Raw genomic sequence first — 22,517 nt, forward strand, 5'->3', positions numbered from 1 at the left:
TCGGCCGGCGGCCCCGCAATCCGGTGCGAGCCCGGCGCTATTGCGCCATCTGCTCGCGCAGCAGCGAGACGATCTTCGCGCCGGTCTTGCGATCGGCTTCGGCGGCCAGCGGCCCGCCGTCCTTGCCCAGCACGGTGACCCGCGACACGGACTCGCTGCCCTCCACGCGGATCCGGTACTGCTGGGCCGACGAGGGCTTGGACGGGGAACGCGAGAAGATCCGCGACAGCAGGCCCTTCTTGCCGGTACCCGCTTCGACTTCGGGGTCGATGTAGCGGACGAAATAGACCCCCTGCGTGCGATCGCGGTCCTCGACGGTGAACCCGCCCCGGTCGAGCGCAAGGCCGATGCGCCGCCAGGCACGATCGAAGCCCTCTCGGACCTCGAGGACATCCGCGACGCCGGCGGAGGAAATCACGCGCGCCAGCTCTTCGCGCGGTGCTTGCGCCGGCGCGGCCCCTGCCTTCGCCGCGGACTCCGAACTCGCGCCGAGCCGGACCATCAGGCGGCGCAGGAACTCGGCCTCGAGCTCCGGGTCGCTGTCGCGAGGCTGCCACATCGTGCGTTCGCGGTCCTGGGAGGTGAAGACCTCCTCCATGCCGCGATGACTGATGTAGATCTCGGTGGCGGCGCCGCTGCGCTCGAAGCGGGTGCGGAACTTGTCGCGCTCAGAGGTGGAGTAGACGGACTCGAAGAGACGGCCGATGGTACGGCGAACGATGTCCTGCGGAATCTTCGCCCGGTTCTCGGCCCACTCGGTCTCCATGATCCCGGTGGCGGGCGACTCGCTCTCCAGGATGAAACCGGATTCCTGCCAGAAGTCCTTCACCGCCGGCCATAGCCTGTCGGCCGGCTGGTCGACCACCAGCCAGCGCTGGCTGCCCGCGCGCTCGATGCGCATGCCTTCCACCGCGGGCAGCACCTTCGTCTCCTGCTGCGGGCGCTCGACCGACCGGGCGCTCTGGTAGCCGGAGAAGGTGCGCTCGGCCCGGTCGGGAATCGCGAAGCGCTCGTCGCCCTTGGGATTGACCAGGTCGGGCGGAACGTCCAGCGGCGGCAGTTTTCCTGCCGACTTGTAGTCGATCCGGGTGCGCTCGCCGATCTCGTCGGTGATGGAACAGGCGGACAGGGCGAACGGGACGGCGAGCAGCAGCAGAAAGCGCTGCGCGCTGCGCGCCGTCGAAGGATTGGATTTCATCGAACGATGACTCCTGAGGCTCGCAGCGCGGCCAGGACGGTGGCGTGGTGCGGCTCGGAAAGCGGCGTGAGCGGCAGGCGGATGCCACTGGGAATCCGCCCCATCCGGGCCAGCGCCCACTTGACGGGGATGGGGTTGGCTTCGACGTAGAGCTTCAGGCTCAGCGGCAGCAGCAGGCGATGGATCGCGAGCGCGGCAGGCCAGTCCCCGGAGAACGCGGCCTGGCACATGCGCGCCACCTGGGCCGGCACCAGGTTGGCGTTGACCGAGATGACTCCGTGCCCTCCCATGGCCATCAGCGCCAGCGCGGAGTCGTCGTTGCCGCTGTAGACCGCGAAGTGCTCGGGCAACTGGGCGATCAGGTTGGAGCCGCGCGGGATGTCGCCGGTGGAGTCCTTCAGGCCGACGATGCCGGGCACCTGCGCCAGGCGCAGCACCGTTTCGTCGGCAAGATCGGCCACCGTGCGCGAGGGCACGTTGTAGAGGATGACCGGCAGGCCCACTTCCTCGGCCACCGCACGGAAATGGCGGTACATGCCTTCCTGCGTGGGCTTGTTGTAGTAGGGCACCACCTGCAGCGTGGCCGCCGCTCCGACCTTCTTCGCGTTGGCCGTGAGCTCGACTGCCTCGCGGGTGGAGTTCCCCCCGGTGCCCGCGATGACCGGGATGCGGCCGGCGGCCTGCTCGACAGTGACGCGCACGATCTCGTTGTGCTCATGCATGTCGACCGTGGGCGACTCGCCCGTGGTGCCCACCGCGACGATGGCTGCGGTGCCCTGCTCGACGTGCCAGTCGATGAGACTCCGGTAGCTGTCGTAGTCGATGCTGCCGTCGTCGTGCATCGGCGTCACGATCGCAACGATGCTGCCTTTGATCATGTTCGTCATCCCGCGAAAACCGAATTCTATCCGACCCGCCGCCGCTCTTCCGGCCCCGCGGGCGGACGGACCGCGCAGACCCGCTGGATCACCGCCGGCCGGGGGCTGCCCACGTAACCGTCCTCGAAGCCAAGCACCTCCAGCCCGCCGCGCAGCGCCGCCTCGAAGAGCTCGCCGCGGCGCAGCAGGAAGTCCGGCCTCGCCGGACGTCCGTGACGCTCGTTGCCCTGCGCGAACGTCTCGTACAGCAGCAGGCCGCCGGGCGCGACCAGCGCGATCAGCAGGTCCAGCCGTGGCCGGTGCAGGTAGTTGCAGCACACCACGGCATCGAAACGCCGCCCCCTGAAGGGCCAGGGCCCGGACTCCAGGTCTGCGCAGAGCCGCTCGACCGCAGCCGGCGCTGCCTCGAGGGCCGCCGAGTCCCGGTCCGCCAGCGTGACCCGGTCGCTGCGCGCCATCAGCGGCGCGAGGTTGCGCCCGGCTCCGCCGGCGAAGTCGAGCACCCGTGCGCCCGGGGCAATGCAGGGGGCCCAGCGCTCCACCCAGGCTGAAGCGCCCGTGGCAGGGCGTGTCCCCGGATCCGGATCGCAGGCTGACATAAGTCGCACCCTCCATGCCGATCAAACGCTAGAGTGTAGCGGCCCGCGCCACCGCGTCGGCACAACCCCGGACCATGCCGACAAAGACCCACGAGGCTCCCCGCTCACGCCCCGCCGCGCAGGCCCTGCTCCCTGCGGGCGCAGCGCTGCTCGCGACGGCGCTGCTCGGCGCAGCCGCAGCAGCCGGGCTGCTTGGCTGGCGGCCCGTGCTGCTGCTGTCGGCGCTCGCCTGGGCCGGCGCGGCCGGGGCGCTCGCCGTGCGCGCGCGTGCGCGTGAACGGCAGCTCGGCCTGGACCGGGAGCGCATCCACGCCCTCGACGAACTCCAGGCCCAGCACGGCATCGCCGAGCAGCTCGGCGGCTTCGGCACCTGGGTCATCGACCGCGGCCGCAACCGCTTCGTCTGGAGCCCCGGCGCGTTCCGGCTGTTCGGAATCGACCCGCAGGACGGCGAGCCCAGCCTGCGCAGGTTCTCCTCCGCCATCCACGAAGACGACCGGCAGCGCTGGATCGACGCCCACCGCCGCGCGATGCACCGGGGCGGCGAGGCGCGCATCGAGTACCGCTACCAGCGCGGCGGCCACGAGACCATCTGGGTGCGCAGCATCGCGCGCGCCGAACGCGACGAACAGGGGCAGGTCGACCGCCTCGGCGGCGTGGCGCAGGACATCACCGGCATCCGCGCCATGCAGCAGCAGCTGGCCACGAGCGAGGCCAAGTTCCGCGACCTCACCCAGATGAGCTCGGACTGGGTCTGGGAGACCGACGAGCATCATCGCTGGTCGTATTTCTCCGACAGCGTGGACGCGGTGCTCGGGCGCTGGGTTCGAGAGCTGGTCGGCCGCCATCTATGGGACCTCCCGCAGGACCGCCTCGCCTTCGAGCCGCCCGACTGGAAGGGTCAGCAGGTGCTGATGGACGCGCACGCCCCGTTCGAGGATTTCGAGTATGCGGTGATCGACCCGCAGGGAGTGGCGCGCTGCGTGTCGATCAGCGGCCGCGCGGTGTTCGATAGCAGCGGCACCTTCGCCGGCTACCGAGGGGTCGGCAAGGCCATCACGCGTGAGAAGCAGCAGCGGATGCTGCTCAAGATCGAGAGCGAGATCGCCTCGATCATGCGCGACCAGTGCGATCCGGAGCGCGTGACCGCAGCGGTCATCATCACGCTCTGCGGCGTGCTCGGCTGGACCGGCGGGGCCAATCTGGTGATGCTGGAGGGCCGCAAGGGATTCGCGCCGCATGAGCGCTGGGGTCATCCAGGCTTCACGCGGATGGTCGCCGAGCTGCCCGCCGAAATCCCCCTGCTTCGTGGCAGTAGCGAGGCGCGCGCCTGGCAGGAGGGCAGCCCGGTCTGGATCGAAGACCTGGAGGCGCATCCGCAGCTCGCCCATCGCTACCAGACCACGCGCCTTGGCGTGCACGCAGCGTTCCTGGCGCCGATCGCCGACGAAGGCGGCAAGGCGCTGAGCGTGCTGCTGTTCCTCAGCCCGGCAAGCTACCGCGGCGAGCCCTTCCTGTTCCAGGTCGCCGAGATCGTCTCCCGCAACCTCGCCCTCTACCTGCAGCGGATCGCGGCGGAGCGCCGGCTCACCCACCAGTCCCAGCACGACGCCCTCACCGACCTCCCCAACCGCGTCTTCCTCACGCGCAAGCTGGAGTCTCGGCTGGCGCGTGCCGAAGCTGCGGCGGTGCTCTACATCGACCTGGACCGCTACAAGCTGATCAACGACACCCTGGGACACTCGGCGGGCGACCAGGTGCTGATCGAGGTCGCCAAGCGGCTGCGCGACGCGATCCGGCCGCAGGACGTGGCCGGCAGGATCGGCGGCGACGAGTTCATCCTGCTGCTGACCGGCCTGTCGGACCGCGACGAGATCGAGCGGATCGCGCGCCGGGTGCTCGCATCCATCGAGAAGCCCTTCGTGCTGATGAACCGCGCCTACTTCCTGTCGGCGAGCATCGGCGTCGCGATCGCCCCGGACGACGGCACCGACGCGGGCCTGCTGATCAAGCGGGCAGACGGCGCGATGTACCGGGTGAAGTCGGAGGGGCGCAACGACGTGCGCTTCTGCACCGGCGAGGCCTCGGACGCGCGCACCGACCAGCTCCAGCTGGCGGCCGAGCTTCCGCTGGCGCTGCAGCGCGGCGACATCGACCTGCACTACCAGCCCATCCTGGACGTGGCCGACCGGCGCGTGGTCGGGTTCGAGGCGCTGCTGCGCTGGCGCCATCCGGTGCGCGGGCTGCTGGCGGCGGACAGCTTCCTGCCGGTGGTCGAGCAGAACAACCTGATCCACGAGCTCGACCTGTGGTCGCTGCGGCGCGCGCTCGACGACCGGGTCGCCCTCGGCCTCGACAGGCACGAGGACGCCGCGGTGTCGGTCAACATCTCGGCGCGCCACTTCGCGGAAGGCGATTTCCTCGCAACGGTCAACGGCCTGCTCGCCGAACGCGCCTTCCCCGCACGCCTGCTGCGGCTGGAGCTCACCGAGAGCGCCTTCATCGAGCATCCGGAGCGCGCCGCGGCGCTGATCGCGGAGCTGCGCCGGATCGGCGTGCAGGTGATCATCGACAACTTCGGCACCGGCTACGCCGCGCTGTCCTACCTGAAGGATCTTCCGGTGGACGGCCTGAAGATCGACCAGACCTTCGTGCGCAACCTCCCGGCGGATCGGGGCAATGCGGCGATCGTCGAGGCGATCACCACGCTGGCCGCGCGGCTTGGGGTGCAGGCGCTGGCAGAGGGAGTGGAGACCGCCGCCGAGCTGCGCACGCTGCGCAAGCTCGACTGCCAGCAGATGCAGGGCACGCTGATCTCGGAGCCCCTGCCGCTGGCACAGCTGCAGGACTTCATGGAGTCGCTGCCGGAAATCCGGCGGATGCACCTGGTGCGCGAGGCCGGCGCCGCCGGCTGAGAGCGCCGCAGGGGCACCGCATGGGCGCCGCTTGAGCGACGCGTGGGCGCCCGCCAGGGCTCAGCCGTGCGACAGCCCCATCACCTCGCGCACTTCGCGCATGGTTTCGATGGCGAACTTGCGTGCCTGGTCGCAGCCGTCGGCGACGATGTTGCGCAGCAGGCCGGGATCGTCGAGGTAGGGCTGGGCGCGCTCGTGGAACTGCTGCTGCTCGGCGATCACCGCGTCGATCACCGGCTGCTTGCAGTCCAGGCAGCCGATTCCCGCGCTGCGGCAGCCCTTGACCACCCACTCGCGGGTGGCGTCGTCCGAATACACCTGGTGCAGCTGCCACACCGGGCAGCGCTCGGGCTCGCCGGGATCGGTGCGGCGCACCCGCGCCGGGTCGGTCGGCATCGTGCGGATCTTCTTCGTGACCGAGGCAGGATCTTCGCGCATCGCAATCGAGTTGCCGTAGCTCTTGCTCATCTTCTGCCCGTCGATGCCGGGCATGCGCGAGGCTTCGGTGAGCAGCGCCTGCGGCTCGGAAAGAATGATCCTGCGGCTGCCTTCCAGCCATCCGAACAGGCGTTCGCGGTCGCCCTGCCCGATGTTCTGCGAGTCCTCGAGCAGCGCCCTGCCCTGCTGCAGCGCCTCGTCGTCGCCCTGCTCCTGGTAGCGGGTGCGCAGCTCCGAGTACAGCCTGGCGCGCTTGCTGCCGAGCTTCTTCACCGCCTCGCGCGCCTTGTCCTCGAAGCCGGCCTCGCGGCCGAACAGGTGATTGAAGCGGCGGGCCACCTCGCGTGTGAACTCGATGTGCGGCACCTGGTCCTCGCCCACCGGCACCCACGCGGCGCGGTACAGCAGAATGTCGGCCGCCTGCAGCAGCGGGTAGCCGAGGAAGCCATAGGTGGAGAGATCGCGCTCGGTGAGCTTTTCCTGCTGGTCCTTGTAGGTGGGCACCCGCTCGAGCCATCCGAGCGGCGTGCACATCGACAGCAGCAGGTGGAGCTCGGCGTGCTCGGGCACCCTGGACTGGATGAACAGCACCGACTGCTGCGGATCGATGCCCGCCGCGAGCCAGTCGACCAGCATCTCCCAGGTGTTGGGTTCGATGACCTCGACCGAATCGTAGTGCGTGGTCAGCGCGTGCCAGTCGGCCACGAAGAACAGGCACGGATACTCGTTCTGGAGCCTGACCCAGTTCTTCAGGGCACCGTGATAGTGGCCGAGATGCAGCGCACCCGTGGGGCGCATGCCGGAGACGACGCGTTCGGGAAACATGAGGGGAGGACCGGACGAAGGAGTTGGCGGATTCTAGCAAGCGGGCCCGGCCGGGCGGTCAGTCGTCCGGCGTCGCGATCGCGATGCGCCCGTCCACCGGGCCGCAGCCGAGCCGGATCACCGCGGGCTCCGGACCGGTGAGGTCGACCACCGTGGTGGCGTCGAAGGGCTGGCCGCCGGCGTCGACGACCGCCTCGATGCGGCGCGCGAGCCGCTCGAGGATCTCGTCGGCCTCGTGCAGCGGATCCTCGTCGCCGGGCAGGATCAGGCTCGAGCAGATCAGCGGTGCGCCATGGGCCTCGAGCAGGCCGTCGATCACCGGCGAGGCCGGCACCCGCAGGCCGATCGTCTTGCGCGACGGATGCCAGAGCCTGCGCGGCACCTCTTTGGTGGCCGGCAGCACGAAGGTGTAGGGCCCGGGGGTCCACTCGCGCAGGAAGCGGAACTGGCGGTTGTCCACCTGAGCATAGGTGGACAGCTCGGAGAGGTCGCGGCACATCAGCGTCAGCAGGTGCTTGTCGCCGATGCCGCGCACCGCGCGCAGCCGCTCCACCGCCGCCTTGTCATCGAGCTGGCATGCGATCACGTAGCAGGCGTCGGTGGGCAGGGCGAGGAGGCCGCCGCCGCGCAGGATCTCGGCGGCCTGGCGCAGCAGGCGCGGCTGCGGATGCGTGGGATGGACGATGAAACGTTGTGTCATGGGAGGTGTCTAGTTACGGTTGCGCGCGCTCAGTTCCAGGCGCTCCACACCGGAACGAGGTCGCCCGGCAGCGGCGGCAGCCCGCCGAGGTCGACGCGGCCTTCCTGCGGACCGTGGAAATCGGAGCCGCGGGATGCCTTCAGGGAGAACTCGCGGGCGTGGCGCGCGAACACCTCGTACTGCCAGGGTTCATGACTGCCGCACACCACCTCGATGCCTTCGCCGCCCAGCGCGCTGAACTCCTCGATCATCGACCGCAGCGCGGTGTGTCCGAGCCGGTAGCGTCCGGGGTGGGCGAGCACAGCGACGCCGCCGGCCGCGCGGATCCAGCCCACGGCCTCCGGCAGGCTCGCCCAGCGATGGGGAACGAAGCCGGGCCGGCCCTCCGACAGGTACCTTGAGAAGACCTCACCGATGTCCCTGCAGTGGCCGCGCTCGACGAGGAATCGCGCGAAGTGGGTGCGCGAGATGAGCTCGGGGTTGCCGACGAACCTGGCGGCCCCCTCGTAGGCGCCTGCAATGCCGACCGCGGCGAGCTGCGCCGCCATCTCGCGCGCGCGTCCGTCACGCCCTGACCGGGTGCGCGCCAGGCCCTCGATCAGATCGGTGCAGGCCGGATCGATGCCCAGACCCAGCACGTGGACCGTCTCCCCGGCCCAGCTGACGGAGATCTCGACCCCCGGCACGAAACGCATCCCGAGTCGGTGCGCCTCCGCCGCCGCCTCGTCCAGACCGGTCAGCTCGTCGTGGTCGGTGAGCGCGAGCATCTCGACCCCGTTCGCGTGCGCGCGGCGCACCACCTCCGCCGGCGCGAGGGTCCCGTCGGACCGGTCCGAGTGGCAGTGGAGGTCGGCGTTCAGCGCCCGGGCCGCAGGCTTCAAGCGATGAACTCTTCGATCAGCCGGGCCACCGCCTCGGGCTGGTCGTGGTGGAGCATATGGCCCGCATCGTCGACGATCTCGGTGCGCAGCGAACGCAGCGCCAGCTTGCGCAGCCGGAACTCCTCGGTGTTGAGGAAGGCGTGCCAGCGCTCGGAATGGTTGGCCACCACCAGCATCACGTCCGCGCGAACCTCCCGCCAGCAGGCAAGCACCTCCTCGACACGATAGAGCTGCGCGTTGACGATCTTGTGGGCGGGGTCGCCGGCCAGCACGAAGCGGCCGTCCGGACCGGGCAGCGACCAGTGCTCGGCCAGGAAGCCGGCCTTCGCGGGGCTCAGTCGCGGGTTGTTCTGCGCCAGTCGCTCGGCCACCTCGGCGCGCGAACCGTAGTCGCGCAGCCGGGCGCCATGCCTGACTTCGTCGATCCAGCGCGCATACCGGGCCGGCGCCTGCTCGGGGCGGGTCGACTGCATCCCGAGGCCCTCGAGGTTGACCAGCCTGCGCACACGGTGCGGCCGCACCCCCGAGTAGAGCGTGGCGATGTTGCCGCCCATGCTGTGCGCCACCAGGTCGACCGGCTGGTCGGGCAGCAGCGTGTCGAGCAGGATGTCGAGGTCCGCGAGGTAGTCCGGGAACCAGTAGCTGTCCGCCCCCGGCCGGTCGGTCAGGCCGAAGCCCCGCCAGTCCGGCGAGATGATCCGCCAGTTCCGCTCGAAGGCATCCACGAGGAACTGGTACGAGGCCGAGACGTCCATCCAGCCATGCAGCAGCACCAGCGTGCCCTCCGCCGGGCGATCGGGTACGGGATCCCAGATGCGGACGTGATAGCGCAGTCCACGCACGGGATGGAACTCGGAACGGCTGTGACGACGAGGCAGGTAGCTGGGCAAGTGTGACTCCGCAAGCCTTGCATTATAAGAAGCACCGCCGACGCCTGCAGCAGCGCCCGTTCCGGTCCGGAAACCTTCCCGCCGCCGTTGGGGCGTCCGTGGCCTCGGGCTAGCATGCCAGCAGACCGGACGCGGATCGCTTAGACTTGCGCCCCTTTTCCGGAAGTCGGCGCCTTGTGCGCCCTCCGGGCCAATGACGACGGAACCCGCGATGGCAATTTTCCAGCTCGACGACAGGATCCCCGAGATCGACCCCAGCGCCTGGGTGGCCGAAGCGGCCCAGGTGATCGGACGCGTGCGCCTGCGCGCCAACTCCAGCATCTGGTTCAACGCCACACTGCGCGGCGACAACGAACTCATCGACATCGGCGAAGGCAGCAACGTCCAGGAGTCCGCCGTGCTGCACACCGACCCGGGCGCGCCGCTGACCGTCGGCTCGGACGTGGTGATCGGCCACCAGGCCATGCTGCACGGCTGCACGATCGGCGACGGAACGCTGGTCGGGATCCAGGCGGTGATCCTGAATCGCGCGAAGATCGGACGCGGCTGCCTGATCGGCGCCGGCGCGCTGATCGCCGAGGACAAGGAGATCCCCGACGGCAGCGTGGTGCTGGGCGCCCCGGGCAGGATCGTGCGCCAGGTGAGCCCCGAGGAGGCCGAGCGCTTCCGCCAGAACGCCCGCAACTACGCGCAGCGCGCCGCCTACTTCAGGCAGCAGCTCAAACGCATCGCATGAGCGACTCGCTTCGACGTTTCCTGCTGCAGGGCGCACCGGTGCGCGGCGAGATCGTCTCGCTGGACGACGCCTGGCTCGAGGTGGTGAACCGCCACGAGCTGCCCGACAGCGTGCGCGACCGCCTCGGCGAGCTGTCTGCGGCAGCGCTGCTGCTGGCCGCGACGCTGAAGTTCGACGGTTCGCTGGTGCTGCAGATCCATGGCGACGGACCGGTGGCGCTGTTCGTCGTCGAATGCGATGCCGACGGCGACTATCGGGCCACCGTGAAGCTGCGCGAAGAGGCGCCGACCCCGGCTGACGATGCGAGCCTGCGCGAGCTGGTCGACGTCGAGGGCAAGGGCCGCTTCGTCGTGACGCTGGTGCCAGGGTCGCCCGCGCCCGGGCGCCAGCCATACCAGGGCATCGTGCCCTTCGAGGGTAACAGCGTCTCGATGGTGCTCGAGCACTACATGGCGCGCTCGGAGCAGCTGCCCACCCGGATGTGGCTGGCGGCCGATGGCCGGCGCGCGGTCGGGCTGCTGCTCCAGCGAATGCCCTCGACGGGCGGCACCGCGACGGTGGCCCCGCCGGCCGCCGAGACGCCGATCGACGACGACGACGCCTGGAACCGGATGCAGCAGCTGGCAGACACGATCACCCGCGGCGAACTGCTCAGGCTCGCGCCCGAGCACGTGATCCGCCGGCTGTTCTGGCAGGAGCCGCTGCACGCCTTCGACGAGCGGCAGTGCCGCTTCGCATGCACCTGCACGCGCGACAAGGTCGCGTCGATGCTTCGCATGCTGGGCGAGGAGGAAGTGGAGGGAATCGTTGCCGAGCGGGGCGCGGTGGAGGTCCGCTGCGAGTTCTGCAACCTGCCCTATCTGTTCGACCGGGTCGATTGCGCCGAGCTGTTCGTCCCGGGCGTCAGCGGCCCGGGCCCCTCGCTACTTCAGTGACCGGAGGGGTGCGCGCGACGCGCACCTCTTCCCCCGCGGCCGGATCCGCAGTGGGCATGCGCCGGGCGCCGGCGTCGGTGAACTGGATGAAGACCTCGTCGGCCCGCACCATGCCGAGCTCGTAGCGCGCCCGCTCCTCCACCGCCAGCAGGCCCTGCCGAAGATCGCCCACTTCGCCCTCGAGCGAAGCGTTGCGCTCCGTCAGCCGGCGGTTGTTGCCCTGCTGCGACTGCAGCTGCCGATCGAGCTCCCACACGCGCAGCCAGCCGCCCTTGCCAAGCCAGAGCGGATACTGGATCAGCGCGAGCAGGCCTACGAGCGCGAGTGCGAGCAGCTTCATGCGCGCATCATAAGGGATTCGGGCGCCACCGCGTCCGCAAGCTGCGCCCGGCCGTCAGCGCAGGTTATAGAAGGCGGAACGGCCCGGATAGCTGGCGATGTCGCCGAGGTCTTCTTCGATGCGCAGCAGCTGGTTGTACTTCGCGACGCGGTCGGTGCGGCTCATCGAACCGGTCTTGATCTGCAGCGCGTTGGTGGCCACCGCGATGTCGGCGATCGTGGTGTCCTCGGTCTCGCCGGAGCGGTGCGACACCACTGCGGTGTAGTTGTAGCGCTTGGCGAGCTCGATCGCGGCAAAGGTCTCGGTGAGCGTGCCGATCTGGTTGATCTTGATCAGGATCGAGTTGGCGATGCCCTCGTCGATACCCTGCTGCAGGATGCGGGTGTTGGTGACGAAGAGGTCGTCGCCGACCAGCTGCACCCGCTCGCCGAGCGCGTCGGTGAGATGCTTCCAGCCCTCCCAGTCGTTCTCCGCCATGGCGTCCTCGATCGAGATGATCGGGTACTTGTCGCACCAGGTGGCGAGCAGGTTGGTCAGCCCGGCCGCGTCCAGGTCGAGGCCCTCGCCGGCGAGACGGTAACGGCCGTCCTTGTAGAACTCGGAGCTGGCGCAGTCCAGGCCCAGCGCGATCTGGCGGCCGGGCTCGTAGCCGGCGCGGTCGATCGCCTCGAGGATCAGCTGGATCGCGGCCTCGTGGTTGGCCACCGAGGGGGCGAAGCCACCCTCGTCGCCCACCGCGGTGGACAGGCCGCGGTCGTGGAGGAGCTTCTTCAGCGCGTGGAAGACCTCGGCGCCGTAGCGCACCGCCTCGCGGAAGCTGGGCGCGCCCACCGGGATGATCATGAACTCCTGGATGTCCAGGTTGTTGTTCGCGTGCGCGCCGCCGTTGATGACGTTCATCATCGGCACCGGCAGCGACATCGCGCCAGAGCCGCCGAAGTATCGGTACAGCTGCAGGCCGGACTCTTCGGCAGCGGCCTTCGCCACCGCCATCGAGACCGCCAGCGTGGCGTTGGCGCCCAGCCGGGACTTGTTCTCGGTGCCGTCGAGCTCGATCAGGGTGCGATCGATGTACGCCTGCTCGGTGGCGTCCAGCCCCATGATCGCTTCGGAGACTTCGGTGTTGATGTTCTCGACCGCCTGCAGCACGCCCTTGCCCAGGTAGCGCGACGCATCGCCGTCGCGCAGCTCGATGGCCTCGCGCGAGCCGGTGGACGCCCCGGACGGCACCGCAGCGCGGCCCATCACTCCGGACTCCAGGAGGACGTCGCACTCGACGGTGGGATTGCCCCGCGAGTCGATGATCTCGCGGCCGATGATGTCGACGATTGAACTCATGTTGGCTTTCTGTCTCTTGGGATTCGTTGGGGCCGGCGGGGCTCAGCCGGTGATCGTGGCCTCGGGGAAGCCGGCGCGCTTGACCGCCGCGTCCAGCTCCTTGAGGGTGAAGAGCAATTCCTGCATGCGGTCCATGGGCCAGGCGTTGGGGCCGTCGGAAAGCGCCCTGGCCGGATCCGGATGACTCTCCATGAACACGCCTGCGACGCCGGCGGCCACCGCCGCGCGCGCGAGCACCGGCACGAACTCGCGCTGGCCGCCCGAGGAACTGCCCTGCCCGCCGGGCAGCTGCACCGAGTGCGTGGCATCGAAGACCACCGGGCAGCGGGTCTCGCGCATGATCGCTAGCGAGCGCATGTCGGACACGAGGTTGTTGTAGCCGAAGGAGACGCCGCGCTCGCAGACCATGATGGTGTCGCCGCTGCCGCCGGCTTCGACGGCTGCCTCGCGCGCCTTGTCGACGACGTTCTTCATGTCGTGCGGCGCGAGGAACTGGCCCTTCTTGATGTTGACCGCCTTGCCGCTGGCGGCGACCGCGCGGATGAAATCGGTCTGCCGGCACAGGAAGGCGGGCGTCTGCAGCACGTCCACCGCGGCTGACACTGCGTCGACCTGGTACGCCTCGTGGATGTCGGTGAGCACGGGCACACCGATGGCGGAACGCACGTCGGAGAGGATCTTCAGTCCCTCGTCCATGCCGGGGCCGCGGAAGGATTTCCCGGAACTGCGGTTGGCCTTGTCGAAGGAGGACTTGTAGATGAAGGGCACGCCGACGGCGGCGGCGATCTCCTTCAGGCGCCCGGCAGTCTCCATCGCCGACTCCCGCGACTCGATCACGCAGGGGCCCGCGATCAGGAAGAACGGCCGGTCAAGGCCGACCTCGAATCCACACAGCTGCATGCGCTGCTCCTGCTAGGCGACGCGGCGCGCACGGCTGCGCTCCGACTGGGCGATGGCGGCCTCGACGTAAGCCTTGAAGAGCGGGTGGCCCGCGCGCGGCGTCGAGGTGAACTCCGGGTGGAACTGCACCCCGACGAACCACGGATGGGCGCCGCGGCCGGCCTGCGGCAGCTCGATGATCTCGGTGAGACCTTCGCTCGGCGTGCGCGCCGAGACCCTGAGGCCCGCCTGTTCAAACTGCGGCACGTAGTGGTTGTTGACCTCGTAGCGGTGGCGATGCCGCTCGTAGACCGTCTCGCCGTAGACCCCGGCGGCGATGGTGCCCGGCTCCACCGGACAGCGCTGCGCACCCAGGCGCATGGTGCCGCCGAGATCGGAGCCCGCATCGCGGCGCTCGACCTTGCCGGCGCGGTCGAGCCACTCGGTGATCAGGCCGACCACCGGATGCGCGGTGTCCTGGTCGAACTCGGTGCTGTTGGCGCCTTCCAGCCCGCAGACGTCGCGCGCGTAATCGATCACGGCGAGTTGCATGCCCAGGCAGATGCCGAGGTAGGGAATGCCGTTCTTGCGCGCGTGCCGGATGGCTGCGATCTTGCCCTCGACGCCGCGCCGTCCGAAACCGCCCGGCACCAGGATGGCGTCGTAGCCGGACAGCGAGGCGAGCGCGACCCCGCCATCGTTCTCGATCTGCTCGGAGTCGATGTAGTCGATCAGCACCCGGCTCTCGGTGTGGATGCCGGCATGCACCAGCGCCTCGGTGAGCGACTTGTAGGACTCGGTGAGATCGACGTACTTGCCGACCATCGCGATCCGCACGTCCTGGCGCGGATGCTCCAGCGCATACACCAGGCGGTCCCACATCGTGAGGTCGGCCCGCGGCACCGACAGGCGCAGGATGTCGCAGACGGTGTCGTCCACGTTCTGGTCGTGCAGCATCCGGGGAATCTTGTAGATGCTGTCGGCATCCCAGACCGAGATCACGGAGTCGAGCTGCACGTTGGAGAACATGCTGATCTTGGCGCGCTCGTCATCCGGCACCCGGCGATCGGCACGGCACATCAGCATGTCGGCCTGGATGCCGATCTCGCGCAGCTTCTGCACCGAGTGCTGGGTGGGCTTGGTCTTGAGCTCGCCGGCCGAGGCGATGAATGGCACGAGCGTCAGGTGCACGAAGCAGTAATTGCCGCGGCCCAGCTTCAGGCTCATCTGGCGCACCGCTTCGAGGAAGGGAAGCGACTCGATGTCGCCCACCGTTCCGCCGATCTCGACGATGGCGACGTCGGCGGCGTCGGGCGTGCCGACGCCTGCCCCGCGCTCGATGAACGCCTGGATCTCGTTGGTGATGTGCGGGATCACCTGCACCGTGCGGCCAAGGTACTCGCCGCGGCGCTCCTTGCGCAGCACCGAGTCGTAGATCTGGCCGGTGGTGAAGTTGTTGAAGCGGCGCATCTTCGCGCTGACGAAGCGCTCGTAATGGCCGAGGTCGAGATCCGTCTCGGCGCCGTCTTCAGTGACGAAGACCTCGCCGTGCTGGAACGGGCTCATCGTTCCGGGATCGACGTTGATGTAGGGGTCGAGCTTGAGGAGGGTGACTCGCAGGCCCCGCGACTCGAGCAGCGCGGCCATCGACGCGGCAGCGATGCCCTTTCCGAGCGAGGACACCACACCACCGGTGACGAAAACGAACTTGGTCATGGGCGGGATACCGGTAAAAAGAAATTATACCTGCCCGCGCCGGCCGATAGCCGGGCCGGGCGGGGCGAAAGACTGCAAAGCCGTGAAGAAATTCAGTTGGACGGCATCGACGCGGTGCCGCCCGGCCAAGGAAGGCAGGCGAGCACTTCCACGCCGCCCGACTCCCCGTTGGCCACCGTGACACTGCCCCCGCAGGCCAGCGCGCGCTCGCGCATCGCACGCAGGCCCGCACCCTCGGTGCGGCGTGCAGCGAGGCCTGGCCCGTCGTCGCTGACCTGCAGCGTGAGCATGCCCGCCTCTCTGCGCACCGACACCACCACCGTGCCGGCGCAGCCGTGCTCCACCGCATTCTCGACGGCCTCGGCCACGATCCGCCAGGCGGCCGCCTCGACGAACACCGCACCGAGACCGAACGCCACGTCGCCGGCGGGTTCGACGAGCAGCTCGAAGCGGACCGCCTGCCGGCGCGAACCCCACTCGGCCAGCAATGAGCGCAGGCCCTCCAGCAGCCCGCCATGCTCGAGCGGCTCGGGCCGGATCCGGTGGATCGCCGCCCGGACCGAGGCCGACAGCGCGTCGGCGCTGCGCACCATCATCAGGGCCAGTTGCGCGAGCGAGGGCTCGCGCCCGGCCAGCCGGCTCTCGAGCGTGGCGGCGATGGTGCGGATCGCCACCGCGTGCTGACCGAGCTCGTCCTGGATCGACTGGGCCAGCGCGCGGCGCTCGTCCTCGAACTCGCGCTCGAAGCGCAACGCCAGTTCCTGGCCGAGGTCGCGCTGCCGCTCCACTTCGAGCGAATGGCGCAGCGCGTCGTCGCGCTCGCCACGGGTGCGCTCGAGCGCGCGATCCAGCGATGCGGAAGTGGATTGGTGCGCCAGCTGCTGCGATGCCGGCACGGCGTGCTGCGCGTGCTCCGGCGCTGCGGACGCGGGCTTGCACTCGGGGCGGGGCGCGGAGGCTCCGGACTGTTCGCGGGCGGAAGTCATCGGCTGACGGTCCGGAGAAGGAGACTGCCGGCATTCTAGGCCAGCAGACGCCGGTGGCTATAATTCATCGCGAACGATCACTCCCCCGAGGTGCCTGATGAGCAAGGTGTATCCGAACGCCCACGCAGCGCTCGCCGGCGTCGCCCAGGATGGCCAGACCATCGCGGTCGGCGGCTTCGGCCTGTGCGGCATCCCCGAGGCGCTGATCGCGGCGCTGCGCGATTCAGGTGTAAAGGACCTGACCTGCATTTCCAACAACGCGGGCGTCGATGGCTTCGGCCTGGGCCAGCTGCTGGCCACGCGGCAGATCCGCAAGATGATCGCCAGCTACGTTGGCGAGAACAAGGAGTTCGAGCGCCAGTACCTGTCGGGCGAGCTCGAGCTCGAGTTCACCCCGCAGGGCACGCTGGCCGAGAAGCTGCGCGCCGGCGGCGCCGGCATCCCGGCCTTCTTCACCCGCACCGGCGTGGGCACCATCGTCGCCGACGGCAAGGAGGTGCGTGAGTTCGACGGCCACCAGTACGTGATGGAGCGCGCGCTGACGCCCGACGTGTCCCTGGTCAAAGCCTGGATGGCCGACCGCGCCGGCAACCTCGTGTTCCGCCGCACCGCGCGCAACTTCAACCCGAACGTGGCGATGGCCGGCAAGCTCACCGTGGTCGAGGCCGAGGTCATCGTCGCCACCGGCGAGCTCGATCCCGACCAGATCCACCTGCCGGGCATCTTCGTGCACCGCATCGTGCACAACCCGAATCCCGAGAAGCGCATCGAGCAGCGCACCACCCGCCCCCGCTGAGCCCAGGAGACACCGACATGGCATGGACCCGCGACCAGATGGCGGCGCGCGCAGCACAGGAGCTGCGCGACGGCTTCTACGTGAACCTCGGCATCGGCCTGCCGACGCTCGTGGCCAACCACGTGCCCAAGGGCATGGAGGTCTGGCTGCAGTCGGAGAACGGACTGCTGGGCATCGGCCCCTTCCCCACCGACGACGAGGTCGACCCCGACCTGATCAACGCCGGCAAGCAGACGGTCACCACCCTGCCCGGTTCCTCGATCTTCTCCAGCGCCGACTCCTTCGCGATGATCCGCGCGGGCAAGATCAACCTGGCGGTGCTCGGCGCGATGCAGGTCAGCGAGTCGGGCGATCTCGCCAACTGGATGATCCCCGGCAAGATGGTCAAGGGCATGGGCGGCGCAATGGACCTGGTCGCCGGCGTCGGCCGCGTCATCGTGCTGATGGAGCACACCGCCAAGAAGAAGGACGGCACCGAGGATCTCAAGATCCTGCCGAAGTGCGAGCTTCCGCTGACCGGCGTCGGCGTGGTCGACATGATCATCTCCGACCTCTGCGTGCTCGACGTCACGCCCTCCGGCCTGAAGCTGCTCGAACTCGCCCCCGGCGTCACTGCCGCCGAAGTCAGCGCGAAGACCGGCTGCCCGGTGGACACCTCCGGGTTCGCCTGAGCGCGGTGGCGCGGGAGCGGCCGCCGCGGGCCAGCCGCGTTTCTTCGGCGAATTCGGGACGCGGGCGACTGACCCCGCGTCCCGCCGCGGGGCTCATCCCAGCCGCGGCGTGAGGATCGCCTCCCGGACCTGCGGCGGCAGCGGCCGGGACTTCTGCTGCGCGTAGTCCACCCAGACGCCCTTGGCCCCGCCGTAGGCGCAGACCGTGTCGGGATCGTCGGTGCGGCTCATCTCCACGTAGGTCTCGAAGCTCGAGGTGCCGAGCCTGCCCACGTAGTGACGGCACAGCACCGTGCCCGGATACTCGAACTGCCGCGCGAAGGTGCAGTAGGCGTTGACGACCACCATCCCCTCGCCCGCCTCCGGCCGCGAGTCCAGGCCCATGGCTTCGAACCAGCTGATCCTGGTCTGCTCCATGTACCGGAAGTAGACGGTGTTGTTGACGTGGCCCATCGCATCCATGTCGCCCCAGCGGATGGGCACCTCGAGCTGGAAGACCAGCAGGCTGTCGGCGGAACGCTCGAACATCTGCGCGCTCAGATGCCGAAGCCGTCGTCCGCGGCGATCACCGCGCCGTTGATGAAGCGCGACTTGTCGTCCGCGAGCAGCAGCAGCAGTCCATCGAGATCCTCGGGCATGCCCAGCCGCTGGCGCGGCAGCATCTGCACCAGCTTGCGCCCGCCCTCGGTCTCCCAGTGATGCTCGTTGAGCTCGGTCACGATGTAGCCGGGGCAGATCGCGTTGACGTTGATGTTGTAGCGCCCCCACTCGAGCGCCATCGACTTGGTCATGTGAACGACGGCGGCCTTGCTCATGCAGTAGACGCCGATCTGCGAGAGCACCTTCAGCGCCGCCATCGAGGCGATGTTGATGATGCGCGCCTGGCGAGGCGCCGCCTCGCCGCTGGCCGCCTTGGCGCGCGAGATCATCCGCTTGGCAACCTCCTGGGCAACGAAGAAGGAGCCGCGCGTGTTGGTGTCGAAGACGAAGTCATAGTCTTCGGGCGTGACGTCGGCCAGCCGCTGCGTGGTGCTGACGCCGGAATTGTTCACCAGGATGTCGATCGGGCCGGCCTCGGTCTCGGCGTAGGCCACGGCCGCGCGGATGCTGTCGACGTCGGTGACGTCCATCGCGACGACGTGCGCCGCGCCGCCCGCGGCCTCGATCTCTGCGCGCAGTTCCTTCAGCCGCTCCACGCGCCGCGATGCGAGCACCACCTGCGCGCCGTTGGCGGCGAGCACGCGGGCGAACCGGGTGCCCAGGCCGCTCGAGGCGCCTGTCACGAGGGCGATCTTGCCGTTGAGTTCGAAGGTGGTAGGCACGCTGGCTCCTTGTCTGTTCTTGAGGGTTCCGGATGGCGCCGATGATCGCACAGCGCGCGCATCCGGCCGCGGTTTGCGCCGAATGACCGATTGCTGGGAAAATCCCCCAGTTACGGCTCACGACAGAACTGCGAAGGACAAGAACAGCATGGACATTCAGCGCGATGCGATGGAATACGACGTCGTGATCGTCGGCGGCGGGCCTGCCGGGCTCTCCGCGGCGATCCGCCTCAAGCAGCTTGCAGCCGAACAGGGCCGCGAAGTGGGCGTCTGCGTGCTCGAGAAGGGCTCCGAGGTCGGCGCCCACATCCTGTCCGGCGCGGTGATGGATCCGCGCGCGATCAACGAACTCTTCCCCGACTGGAAGGCGATGGGCGCGCCGCTGAACACGCCCGTGGTCGAGGACCGCTTCATGTTCCTCTCGGAGAACGGCGCGCGCAGCGTTCCCGGATGGATGCTGCCCGGCTGCTTCCAGAACCACGGCAACTACGTGGTCAGCCTGGCCAACGTGGTGCGCTGGCTGGGCCAGCAGGCCGAGGCGCTCGGCGTCGAGATCTACCCCGGCTTCGCAGCATCCGAAGTGCTGTTCAACGAGGACGGCTCGATCAAGGGCGTGGCGACCGGAAACATGGGGGTCGGCCGCGACGGCCAGCCGACCGACAACTTCCAGCCTGGCATGGAACTGCACGCGAAGTACACGCTGTTCTCAGAGGGCGCGCGCGGACACCTCGGCAAGCAGCTGATCGCGCGCTTCGGGCTCGACAAGGGCCGCGACCCGCAGAGCTACGGCATCGGCCTCAAGGAACTCTGGGAGATCGACCCGTCGAAACACGTCCCCGGACTGGTGATCCACACCGCCGGCTGGCCGCTGGCCAACGACACCTACGGCGGGTCCTTCCTCTATCACTTCGACGACAACAAGGTGGCGGTCGGTTTCGTGGTCGGCCTGGCCTACCAGAACCCGTACCTGTCGCCGTACGAGGAGTTCCAGCGCTACAAGACGCATCCCGAGATCCGCAAGTTCCTCGAGGGCGGCAAGCGCCTGGCCTACGGTGCGCGCGCCATCACTGCCGGCGGCATCAACTCGCTGCCCGACCTGGTGTTCCCGGGCGGCGCGCTGGTGGGCTGCGATGCGGGCTTCCTGAACGCCTCGCGGATCAAGGGCAGCCACGCCGCGATCAAGACCGGCATGCTCGCCGCCGAGGCCGCCTTCGAAGCGCTGGGCGCCGGCCGCAGCTCGGACAGGCTCGACGCCTACCCGGAGTCCTTCAAGGCATCCTGGCTCCACGACGAGCTGCACCGCGCCCGCAACTTCAAGCCCGCGATGGCCAAGGGCCTGTGGCTGGGCACCCTGCTGGTCGGCATCGACCAGGTGGTGTTCAAGGGCAAGGCTCCGTGGACGCTGCACAACACTCATGCCGACCACGAGATGCTGCGCCCCGCCTCGGAGTTCCAGCCGATCCAGTACCCGAAGCCCGATGGCAAGCTCAGCTTCGACAAGCTCTCGTCGGTGTTCATCTCGAACACCAACCATGAGGAGAACCAGCCGATCCACCTGACGCTGAAGGATGCGTCGGTGCCGGTGAACGTGAACCTGGCCAAGTACGCGGGCCCGGAGCAGCGCTACTGCCCTGCCGGCGTATACGAGTTCGTGCGCGACGACGACGGCACCGACCGCCTGCAGATCAACGCGCAAAACTGCGTGCACTGCAAGACCTGCGACATCAAGGACCCGACGCAGAACATCGTCTGGGTAGTGCCCGAGGGCGGCGGCGGCCCGAACTACACCTCGATGTGACCGCCCCGGCGCGGGGTGCCCGCCCGTGCGGGCGCCCCTGATGTGCGCAGGACAATGAAAAATGCCGGCCCAGAGCCGGCATTTTTCATTCTGAGCATCGCGCGGGGACGGGCCCCGCGCTACGCATTTCCTTACTGGCGAGGACGGCGCGGACCGCCATAGCCGCCACCGCCGTCGCCGCGATCTCCGCCGCCAAAACCGCCGCGACCGCCGCCCCCACCGCCGCCACGATCTCCGTAGCCGCCACCACCGCCGCGATCGCCGCCGTAGCCACCGCCACCGCCGCCGCGATCACCGCCGCCGCCACCATAGCCGCCGCCGCCGCGATCACCGCCGCCGCCATAGCCGCCGCCGCCGCCGCCACCGCCATAACCGCCGCCGCCGCCACCACGATCGCCACCACCGCCATAGCCACCACCACCACCGCCACGGCGGAAGCCACCGCCACCGCCACCGCCACCGCCACCGCCACCGCCACCCTGTTGCTCGCGCGCCTCATTGACAACGAGGCTGCGCCCTTCGATGGAATGGCCGTTCAGAGCGCGAATTGCGTTCTGGGCCTCGTCGGCGTTCGCCATGGTGACGAAACCGAAGCCACGCGAGCGGCCGGTTTCGCGGTCGGTCACGATACGGGCATCGGTGACTTCACCGTGGGCGCCGAACAACTGCGTGAGTTGGGCGTCGGTGGCCTTCCAGGGCAGGTTGCCGACGTAGATCTTGGTAGACATCGAATCATCCTCGAAACGGAACACGGAACACGTTCATTGCATTTCGAGGCGAACCGGAACCAGCGAACCGAGAAATGCAACCCAGACAAGAGCCTGCGCAATGACGCAAGACGCAAGCGTGGGCCTTGCGTGCGCAAACTGTGCCATAAAGTTCCCGATCTTGCATATCCCCCCATCCGGCCGAACGGCACTTGAAAAAGAACCGGAAACTGTATAAAAATACAGTTGTTTTCCGGACCCCCAAGCGCCCGATTCCAGGCGCACCCGCACGGACAAGGTGGAGCATGCGCGATCTCACCCCTCGGCAGCAGGAAATCCTGTCGCTGCTCAAAAAGCATATCGCCGATACCGGCTTCCCGCCCACCCGCGCGGAAATCGCCGCCACGCTCGGGTTCCGCTCGCCCAACGCGGCGGAGGAGCACCTCAAGGCCCTGGCGCGCAAAGGCGTCATCGAGCTCACCTCCGGGGCCTCGCGCGGCATCCGCCTGAAGCTGCTCCCGGACTCCGATGGCATCGACATGCCCAGTGCAGTCCAGATCGCGCTCACCCTGCCCCTGGTCGGCCGGGTGGCCGCCGGCAGCCCCATCCTCGCCCAGGAGCACATCGAGGCCAGCTACGCCATCGACCCCAACCTGTTCGACCAGCGCCCGGACTACCTCCTCAAGGTGCGCGGAATGAGCATGCGAGACGCCGGCATCCTCGACGGCGACCTGCTCGCGGTCAGGCGGACGCACGAGGCCCGCAACGGACAGATCGTGGTCGCCCGCGTTGGCGACGACGTCACGGTCAAGCGCCTGCGCAGGCGGGGCGGCACCATCGAACTGCTGCCCGAAAACCCCGACTACGCCCCCATCGTGATCGACACGCGCAGCGGCGACTTCACGCTGGAAGGCATCGGCGTGGGCCTGCTGCGCGGCGGCAAGACCCTCTGACCCCCGCCACCATCGC

General features: G+C 69.0%; 22 protein-coding genes. 7 read left to right on the forward strand and 15 right to left on the reverse strand.

Annotated elements, in window-relative coordinates; all coding sequences use genetic code 11:
• Nucleotides 1-37 precede the first annotated feature (37 nt).
• Genes bamC through HNQ70_RS18555 form a run of 3 tightly spaced genes read right to left on the reverse strand, consistent with a single transcriptional unit; the run spans nucleotide 38 to nucleotide 2,675 of the window.
• Nucleotides 38-1,198, reverse strand: coding sequence for an outer membrane protein assembly factor BamC (gene bamC, locus HNQ70_RS18545; protein WP_183970571.1), 1,161 nt, complete (start codon nucleotides 1,196-1,198; stop codon nucleotides 38-40).
• Nucleotides 1,195-2,076 (reverse strand): 4-hydroxy-tetrahydrodipicolinate synthase, encoded by an 882-nt coding sequence (dapA, locus tag HNQ70_RS18550; protein WP_183970572.1) that lies wholly within the window; start codon nucleotides 2,074-2,076, stop codon nucleotides 1,195-1,197. Before dapA ends, bamC begins: the two co-directional genes overlap by 4 nt.
• Nucleotides 2,077-2,102: 26 nt before the next feature.
• Complete coding sequence (locus HNQ70_RS18555) at nucleotides 2,103-2,675, reverse strand: class I SAM-dependent methyltransferase (protein ID WP_183970573.1); 573 nt, start codon at nucleotides 2,673-2,675, stop codon at nucleotides 2,103-2,105.
• Between the two features lie 74 nt (nucleotides 2,676-2,749).
• Here HNQ70_RS18555 and HNQ70_RS18560 point away from each other — a divergent pair, with 74 nt between their 5' ends.
• Nucleotides 2,750-5,590, forward strand: a complete 2,841-nt coding sequence (locus HNQ70_RS18560) for a sensor domain-containing protein (protein WP_183970574.1) — start codon at nucleotides 2,750-2,752, stop codon at nucleotides 5,588-5,590.
• A 60-nt stretch (nucleotides 5,591-5,650) separates the two neighbouring features.
• Here HNQ70_RS18560 and HNQ70_RS18565 read toward each other — a convergent pair whose 3' ends face one another.
• From HNQ70_RS18565 to HNQ70_RS18580, 4 genes are read right to left on the reverse strand one after another with little or no spacing between them, the layout of a single operon-like run.
• Nucleotides 5,651-6,853 (reverse strand): tryptophan--tRNA ligase, encoded by a 1,203-nt coding sequence (locus HNQ70_RS18565; RefSeq protein WP_183970575.1) that lies wholly within the window; start codon nucleotides 6,851-6,853, stop codon nucleotides 5,651-5,653.
• Between the two features lie 58 nt (nucleotides 6,854-6,911).
• On the reverse strand, nucleotides 6,912-7,553 hold the full coding sequence (locus HNQ70_RS18570) for an L-threonylcarbamoyladenylate synthase (protein ID WP_183970576.1): 642 nt from the start codon (nucleotides 7,551-7,553) through the stop codon (nucleotides 6,912-6,914).
• A 29-nt stretch (nucleotides 7,554-7,582) separates the two neighbouring features.
• Nucleotides 7,583-8,434, reverse strand: coding sequence for a 3',5'-nucleoside bisphosphate phosphatase (locus HNQ70_RS18575; protein WP_183970577.1), 852 nt, complete (start codon nucleotides 8,432-8,434; stop codon nucleotides 7,583-7,585).
• Nucleotides 8,431-9,324 carry an alpha/beta fold hydrolase gene (locus HNQ70_RS18580; protein ID WP_246435129.1) on the reverse strand — a complete coding sequence of 298 codons (894 nt, stop codon included), beginning with the start codon at nucleotides 9,322-9,324 and terminating at the stop codon, nucleotides 8,431-8,433. Before HNQ70_RS18580 ends, HNQ70_RS18575 begins: the two co-directional genes overlap by 4 nt.
• Nucleotides 9,325-9,535: 211 nt before the next feature.
• Here HNQ70_RS18580 and HNQ70_RS18585 point away from each other — a divergent pair, with 211 nt between their 5' ends.
• Both HNQ70_RS18585 and hslO read left to right on the forward strand, forming a co-directional pair.
• Nucleotides 9,536-10,060: a gamma carbonic anhydrase family protein gene (locus HNQ70_RS18585; RefSeq protein ID WP_183970579.1), complete on the forward strand. Its 525-nt coding sequence runs from the start codon at nucleotides 9,536-9,538 to the stop codon at nucleotides 10,058-10,060.
• Nucleotides 10,057-10,995, forward strand: coding sequence for an Hsp33 family molecular chaperone HslO (hslO, locus tag HNQ70_RS18590; RefSeq protein ID WP_183970580.1), 939 nt, complete (start codon nucleotides 10,057-10,059; stop codon nucleotides 10,993-10,995). The genes HNQ70_RS18585 and hslO overlap by 4 nt, the downstream gene beginning before the upstream one ends.
• Here hslO and ftsB read toward each other — a convergent pair.
• From ftsB to HNQ70_RS18615, 5 genes are all read right to left on the reverse strand, one after another.
• Complete coding sequence (gene ftsB, locus HNQ70_RS18595) at nucleotides 10,964-11,335, reverse strand: cell division protein FtsB (RefSeq protein WP_183970581.1); 372 nt, start codon at nucleotides 11,333-11,335, stop codon at nucleotides 10,964-10,966. The genes hslO and ftsB overlap by 32 nt on opposite strands.
• Before the next feature lie 54 nt (nucleotides 11,336-11,389).
• On the reverse strand, nucleotides 11,390-12,673 hold the full coding sequence (gene eno, locus HNQ70_RS18600) for a phosphopyruvate hydratase (RefSeq protein ID WP_183970582.1): 1,284 nt from the start codon (nucleotides 12,671-12,673) through the stop codon (nucleotides 11,390-11,392).
• A 42-nt stretch (nucleotides 12,674-12,715) separates the two neighbouring features.
• Nucleotides 12,716-13,573 (reverse strand): 3-deoxy-8-phosphooctulonate synthase, encoded by an 858-nt coding sequence (gene kdsA, locus HNQ70_RS18605; protein WP_183970583.1) that lies wholly within the window; start codon nucleotides 13,571-13,573, stop codon nucleotides 12,716-12,718.
• Between the two features lie 12 nt (nucleotides 13,574-13,585).
• Entirely contained in the window at nucleotides 13,586-15,268 is a 1,683-nt protein-coding gene (pyrG, locus tag HNQ70_RS18610; RefSeq protein ID WP_183970584.1) for a CTP synthase, read from the reverse strand.
• 92 nt (nucleotides 15,269-15,360) lie between these two features.
• Entirely contained in the window at nucleotides 15,361-16,254 is an 894-nt protein-coding gene (locus tag HNQ70_RS18615; protein WP_183970585.1) for a sensor histidine kinase, read from the reverse strand.
• 97 nt (nucleotides 16,255-16,351) lie between these two features.
• On the opposite strand from HNQ70_RS18615, the gene HNQ70_RS18620 reads away from it, so the two are divergent.
• Both HNQ70_RS18620 and HNQ70_RS18625 read left to right on the forward strand, forming a co-directional pair.
• Nucleotides 16,352-17,050 (forward strand): CoA transferase subunit A, encoded by a 699-nt coding sequence (locus HNQ70_RS18620; protein WP_183970586.1) that lies wholly within the window; start codon nucleotides 16,352-16,354, stop codon nucleotides 17,048-17,050.
• Between the two features lie 17 nt (nucleotides 17,051-17,067).
• Nucleotides 17,068-17,721, forward strand: a complete 654-nt coding sequence (locus tag HNQ70_RS18625) for a CoA transferase subunit B (protein WP_183970587.1) — start codon at nucleotides 17,068-17,070, stop codon at nucleotides 17,719-17,721.
• Between the two features lie 93 nt (nucleotides 17,722-17,814).
• On the opposite strand, the gene HNQ70_RS18630 is transcribed toward HNQ70_RS18625, so the two are convergent.
• A complete protein-coding gene (locus HNQ70_RS18630; RefSeq protein WP_183970588.1) occupies nucleotides 17,815-18,249 on the reverse strand; it encodes an acyl-CoA thioesterase in 435 nt (144 codons plus the stop codon).
• A gap of 8 nt (nucleotides 18,250-18,257) precedes the next feature.
• Nucleotides 18,258-19,043: an SDR family oxidoreductase gene (locus HNQ70_RS18635; RefSeq protein WP_183970589.1), complete on the reverse strand. Its 786-nt coding sequence runs from the start codon at nucleotides 19,041-19,043 to the stop codon at nucleotides 18,258-18,260.
• Between the two features lie 148 nt (nucleotides 19,044-19,191).
• Between HNQ70_RS18635 and HNQ70_RS18640 the strand changes: the two genes are divergently transcribed.
• A complete protein-coding gene (locus tag HNQ70_RS18640; protein WP_246435132.1) occupies nucleotides 19,192-20,841 on the forward strand; it encodes an electron transfer flavoprotein-ubiquinone oxidoreductase in 1,650 nt (549 codons plus the stop codon).
• A 131-nt stretch (nucleotides 20,842-20,972) separates the two neighbouring features.
• Here HNQ70_RS18640 and HNQ70_RS18645 read toward each other — a convergent pair whose 3' ends face one another.
• Nucleotides 20,973-21,569: an RNA recognition motif domain-containing protein gene (locus HNQ70_RS18645; RefSeq protein WP_183970591.1), complete on the reverse strand. Its 597-nt coding sequence runs from the start codon at nucleotides 21,567-21,569 to the stop codon at nucleotides 20,973-20,975.
• A 284-nt stretch (nucleotides 21,570-21,853) separates the two neighbouring features.
• On the opposite strand from HNQ70_RS18645, the gene lexA reads away from it, so the two are divergent.
• Nucleotides 21,854-22,501, forward strand: a complete 648-nt coding sequence (gene lexA, locus HNQ70_RS18650) for a transcriptional repressor LexA (protein ID WP_183970592.1) — start codon at nucleotides 21,854-21,856, stop codon at nucleotides 22,499-22,501.
• Nucleotides 22,502-22,517 lie beyond the last annotated feature (16 nt).

Origin of the sequence: Quisquiliibacterium transsilvanicum (assembly GCF_014202215.1) — a bacterium.
GTDB lineage: Bacteria > Pseudomonadota > Gammaproteobacteria > Burkholderiales > Burkholderiaceae_E > Quisquiliibacterium > Quisquiliibacterium transsilvanicum.

What these genes read in the sequence shown, in the direction of transcription:
- HNQ70_RS18570 (WP_183970576.1), bottom strand. Translation starts at nt 7,553, where the DNA reads ATGACACAACGTTTCATCGTCCATCCCACGCATCCGCAGCCGCGCCTG.
- bamC (WP_183970571.1), bottom strand. Translation starts at nt 1,198, where the DNA reads ATGAAATCCAATCCTTCGACGGCGCGCAGCGCGCAGCGCTTTCTGCTG.
- ftsB (WP_183970581.1), bottom strand. Translation starts at nt 11,335, where the DNA reads ATGAAGCTGCTCGCACTCGCGCTCGTAGGCCTGCTCGCGCTGATCCAG.
- HNQ70_RS18585 (WP_183970579.1), top strand. Translation starts at nt 9,536, where the DNA reads ATGGCAATTTTCCAGCTCGACGACAGGATCCCCGAGATCGACCCCAGC.
- pyrG (WP_183970584.1), bottom strand. Translation starts at nt 15,268, where the DNA reads ATGACCAAGTTCGTTTTCGTCACCGGTGGTGTGGTGTCCTCGCTCGGA.
- dapA (WP_183970572.1), bottom strand. Translation starts at nt 2,076, where the DNA reads ATGATCAAAGGCAGCATCGTTGCGATCGTGACGCCGATGCACGACGAC.
- HNQ70_RS18565 (WP_183970575.1), bottom strand. Translation starts at nt 6,853, where the DNA reads ATGTTTCCCGAACGCGTCGTCTCCGGCATGCGCCCCACGGGTGCGCTG.
- HNQ70_RS18640 (WP_246435132.1), top strand. Translation starts at nt 19,192, where the DNA reads ATGGACATTCAGCGCGATGCGATGGAATACGACGTCGTGATCGTCGGC.
- HNQ70_RS18615 (WP_183970585.1), bottom strand. Translation starts at nt 16,254, where the DNA reads ATGACTTCCGCCCGCGAACAGTCCGGAGCCTCCGCGCCCCGCCCCGAG.
- HNQ70_RS18630 (WP_183970588.1), bottom strand. Translation starts at nt 18,249, where the DNA reads ATGTTCGAGCGTTCCGCCGACAGCCTGCTGGTCTTCCAGCTCGAGGTG.
- kdsA (WP_183970583.1), bottom strand. Translation starts at nt 13,573, where the DNA reads ATGCAGCTGTGTGGATTCGAGGTCGGCCTTGACCGGCCGTTCTTCCTG.
- HNQ70_RS18560 (WP_183970574.1), top strand. Translation starts at nt 2,750, where the DNA reads ATGCCGACAAAGACCCACGAGGCTCCCCGCTCACGCCCCGCCGCGCAG.
- HNQ70_RS18625 (WP_183970587.1), top strand. Translation starts at nt 17,068, where the DNA reads ATGGCATGGACCCGCGACCAGATGGCGGCGCGCGCAGCACAGGAGCTG.
- HNQ70_RS18645 (WP_183970591.1), bottom strand. Translation starts at nt 21,569, where the DNA reads ATGTCTACCAAGATCTACGTCGGCAACCTGCCCTGGAAGGCCACCGAC.
- HNQ70_RS18620 (WP_183970586.1), top strand. Translation starts at nt 16,352, where the DNA reads ATGAGCAAGGTGTATCCGAACGCCCACGCAGCGCTCGCCGGCGTCGCC.
- eno (WP_183970582.1), bottom strand. Translation starts at nt 12,673, where the DNA reads ATGAGTTCAATCGTCGACATCATCGGCCGCGAGATCATCGACTCGCGG.
- lexA (WP_183970592.1), top strand. Translation starts at nt 21,854, where the DNA reads ATGCGCGATCTCACCCCTCGGCAGCAGGAAATCCTGTCGCTGCTCAAA.
- HNQ70_RS18555 (WP_183970573.1), bottom strand. Translation starts at nt 2,675, where the DNA reads ATGTCAGCCTGCGATCCGGATCCGGGGACACGCCCTGCCACGGGCGCT.
- hslO (WP_183970580.1), top strand. Translation starts at nt 10,057, where the DNA reads ATGAGCGACTCGCTTCGACGTTTCCTGCTGCAGGGCGCACCGGTGCGC.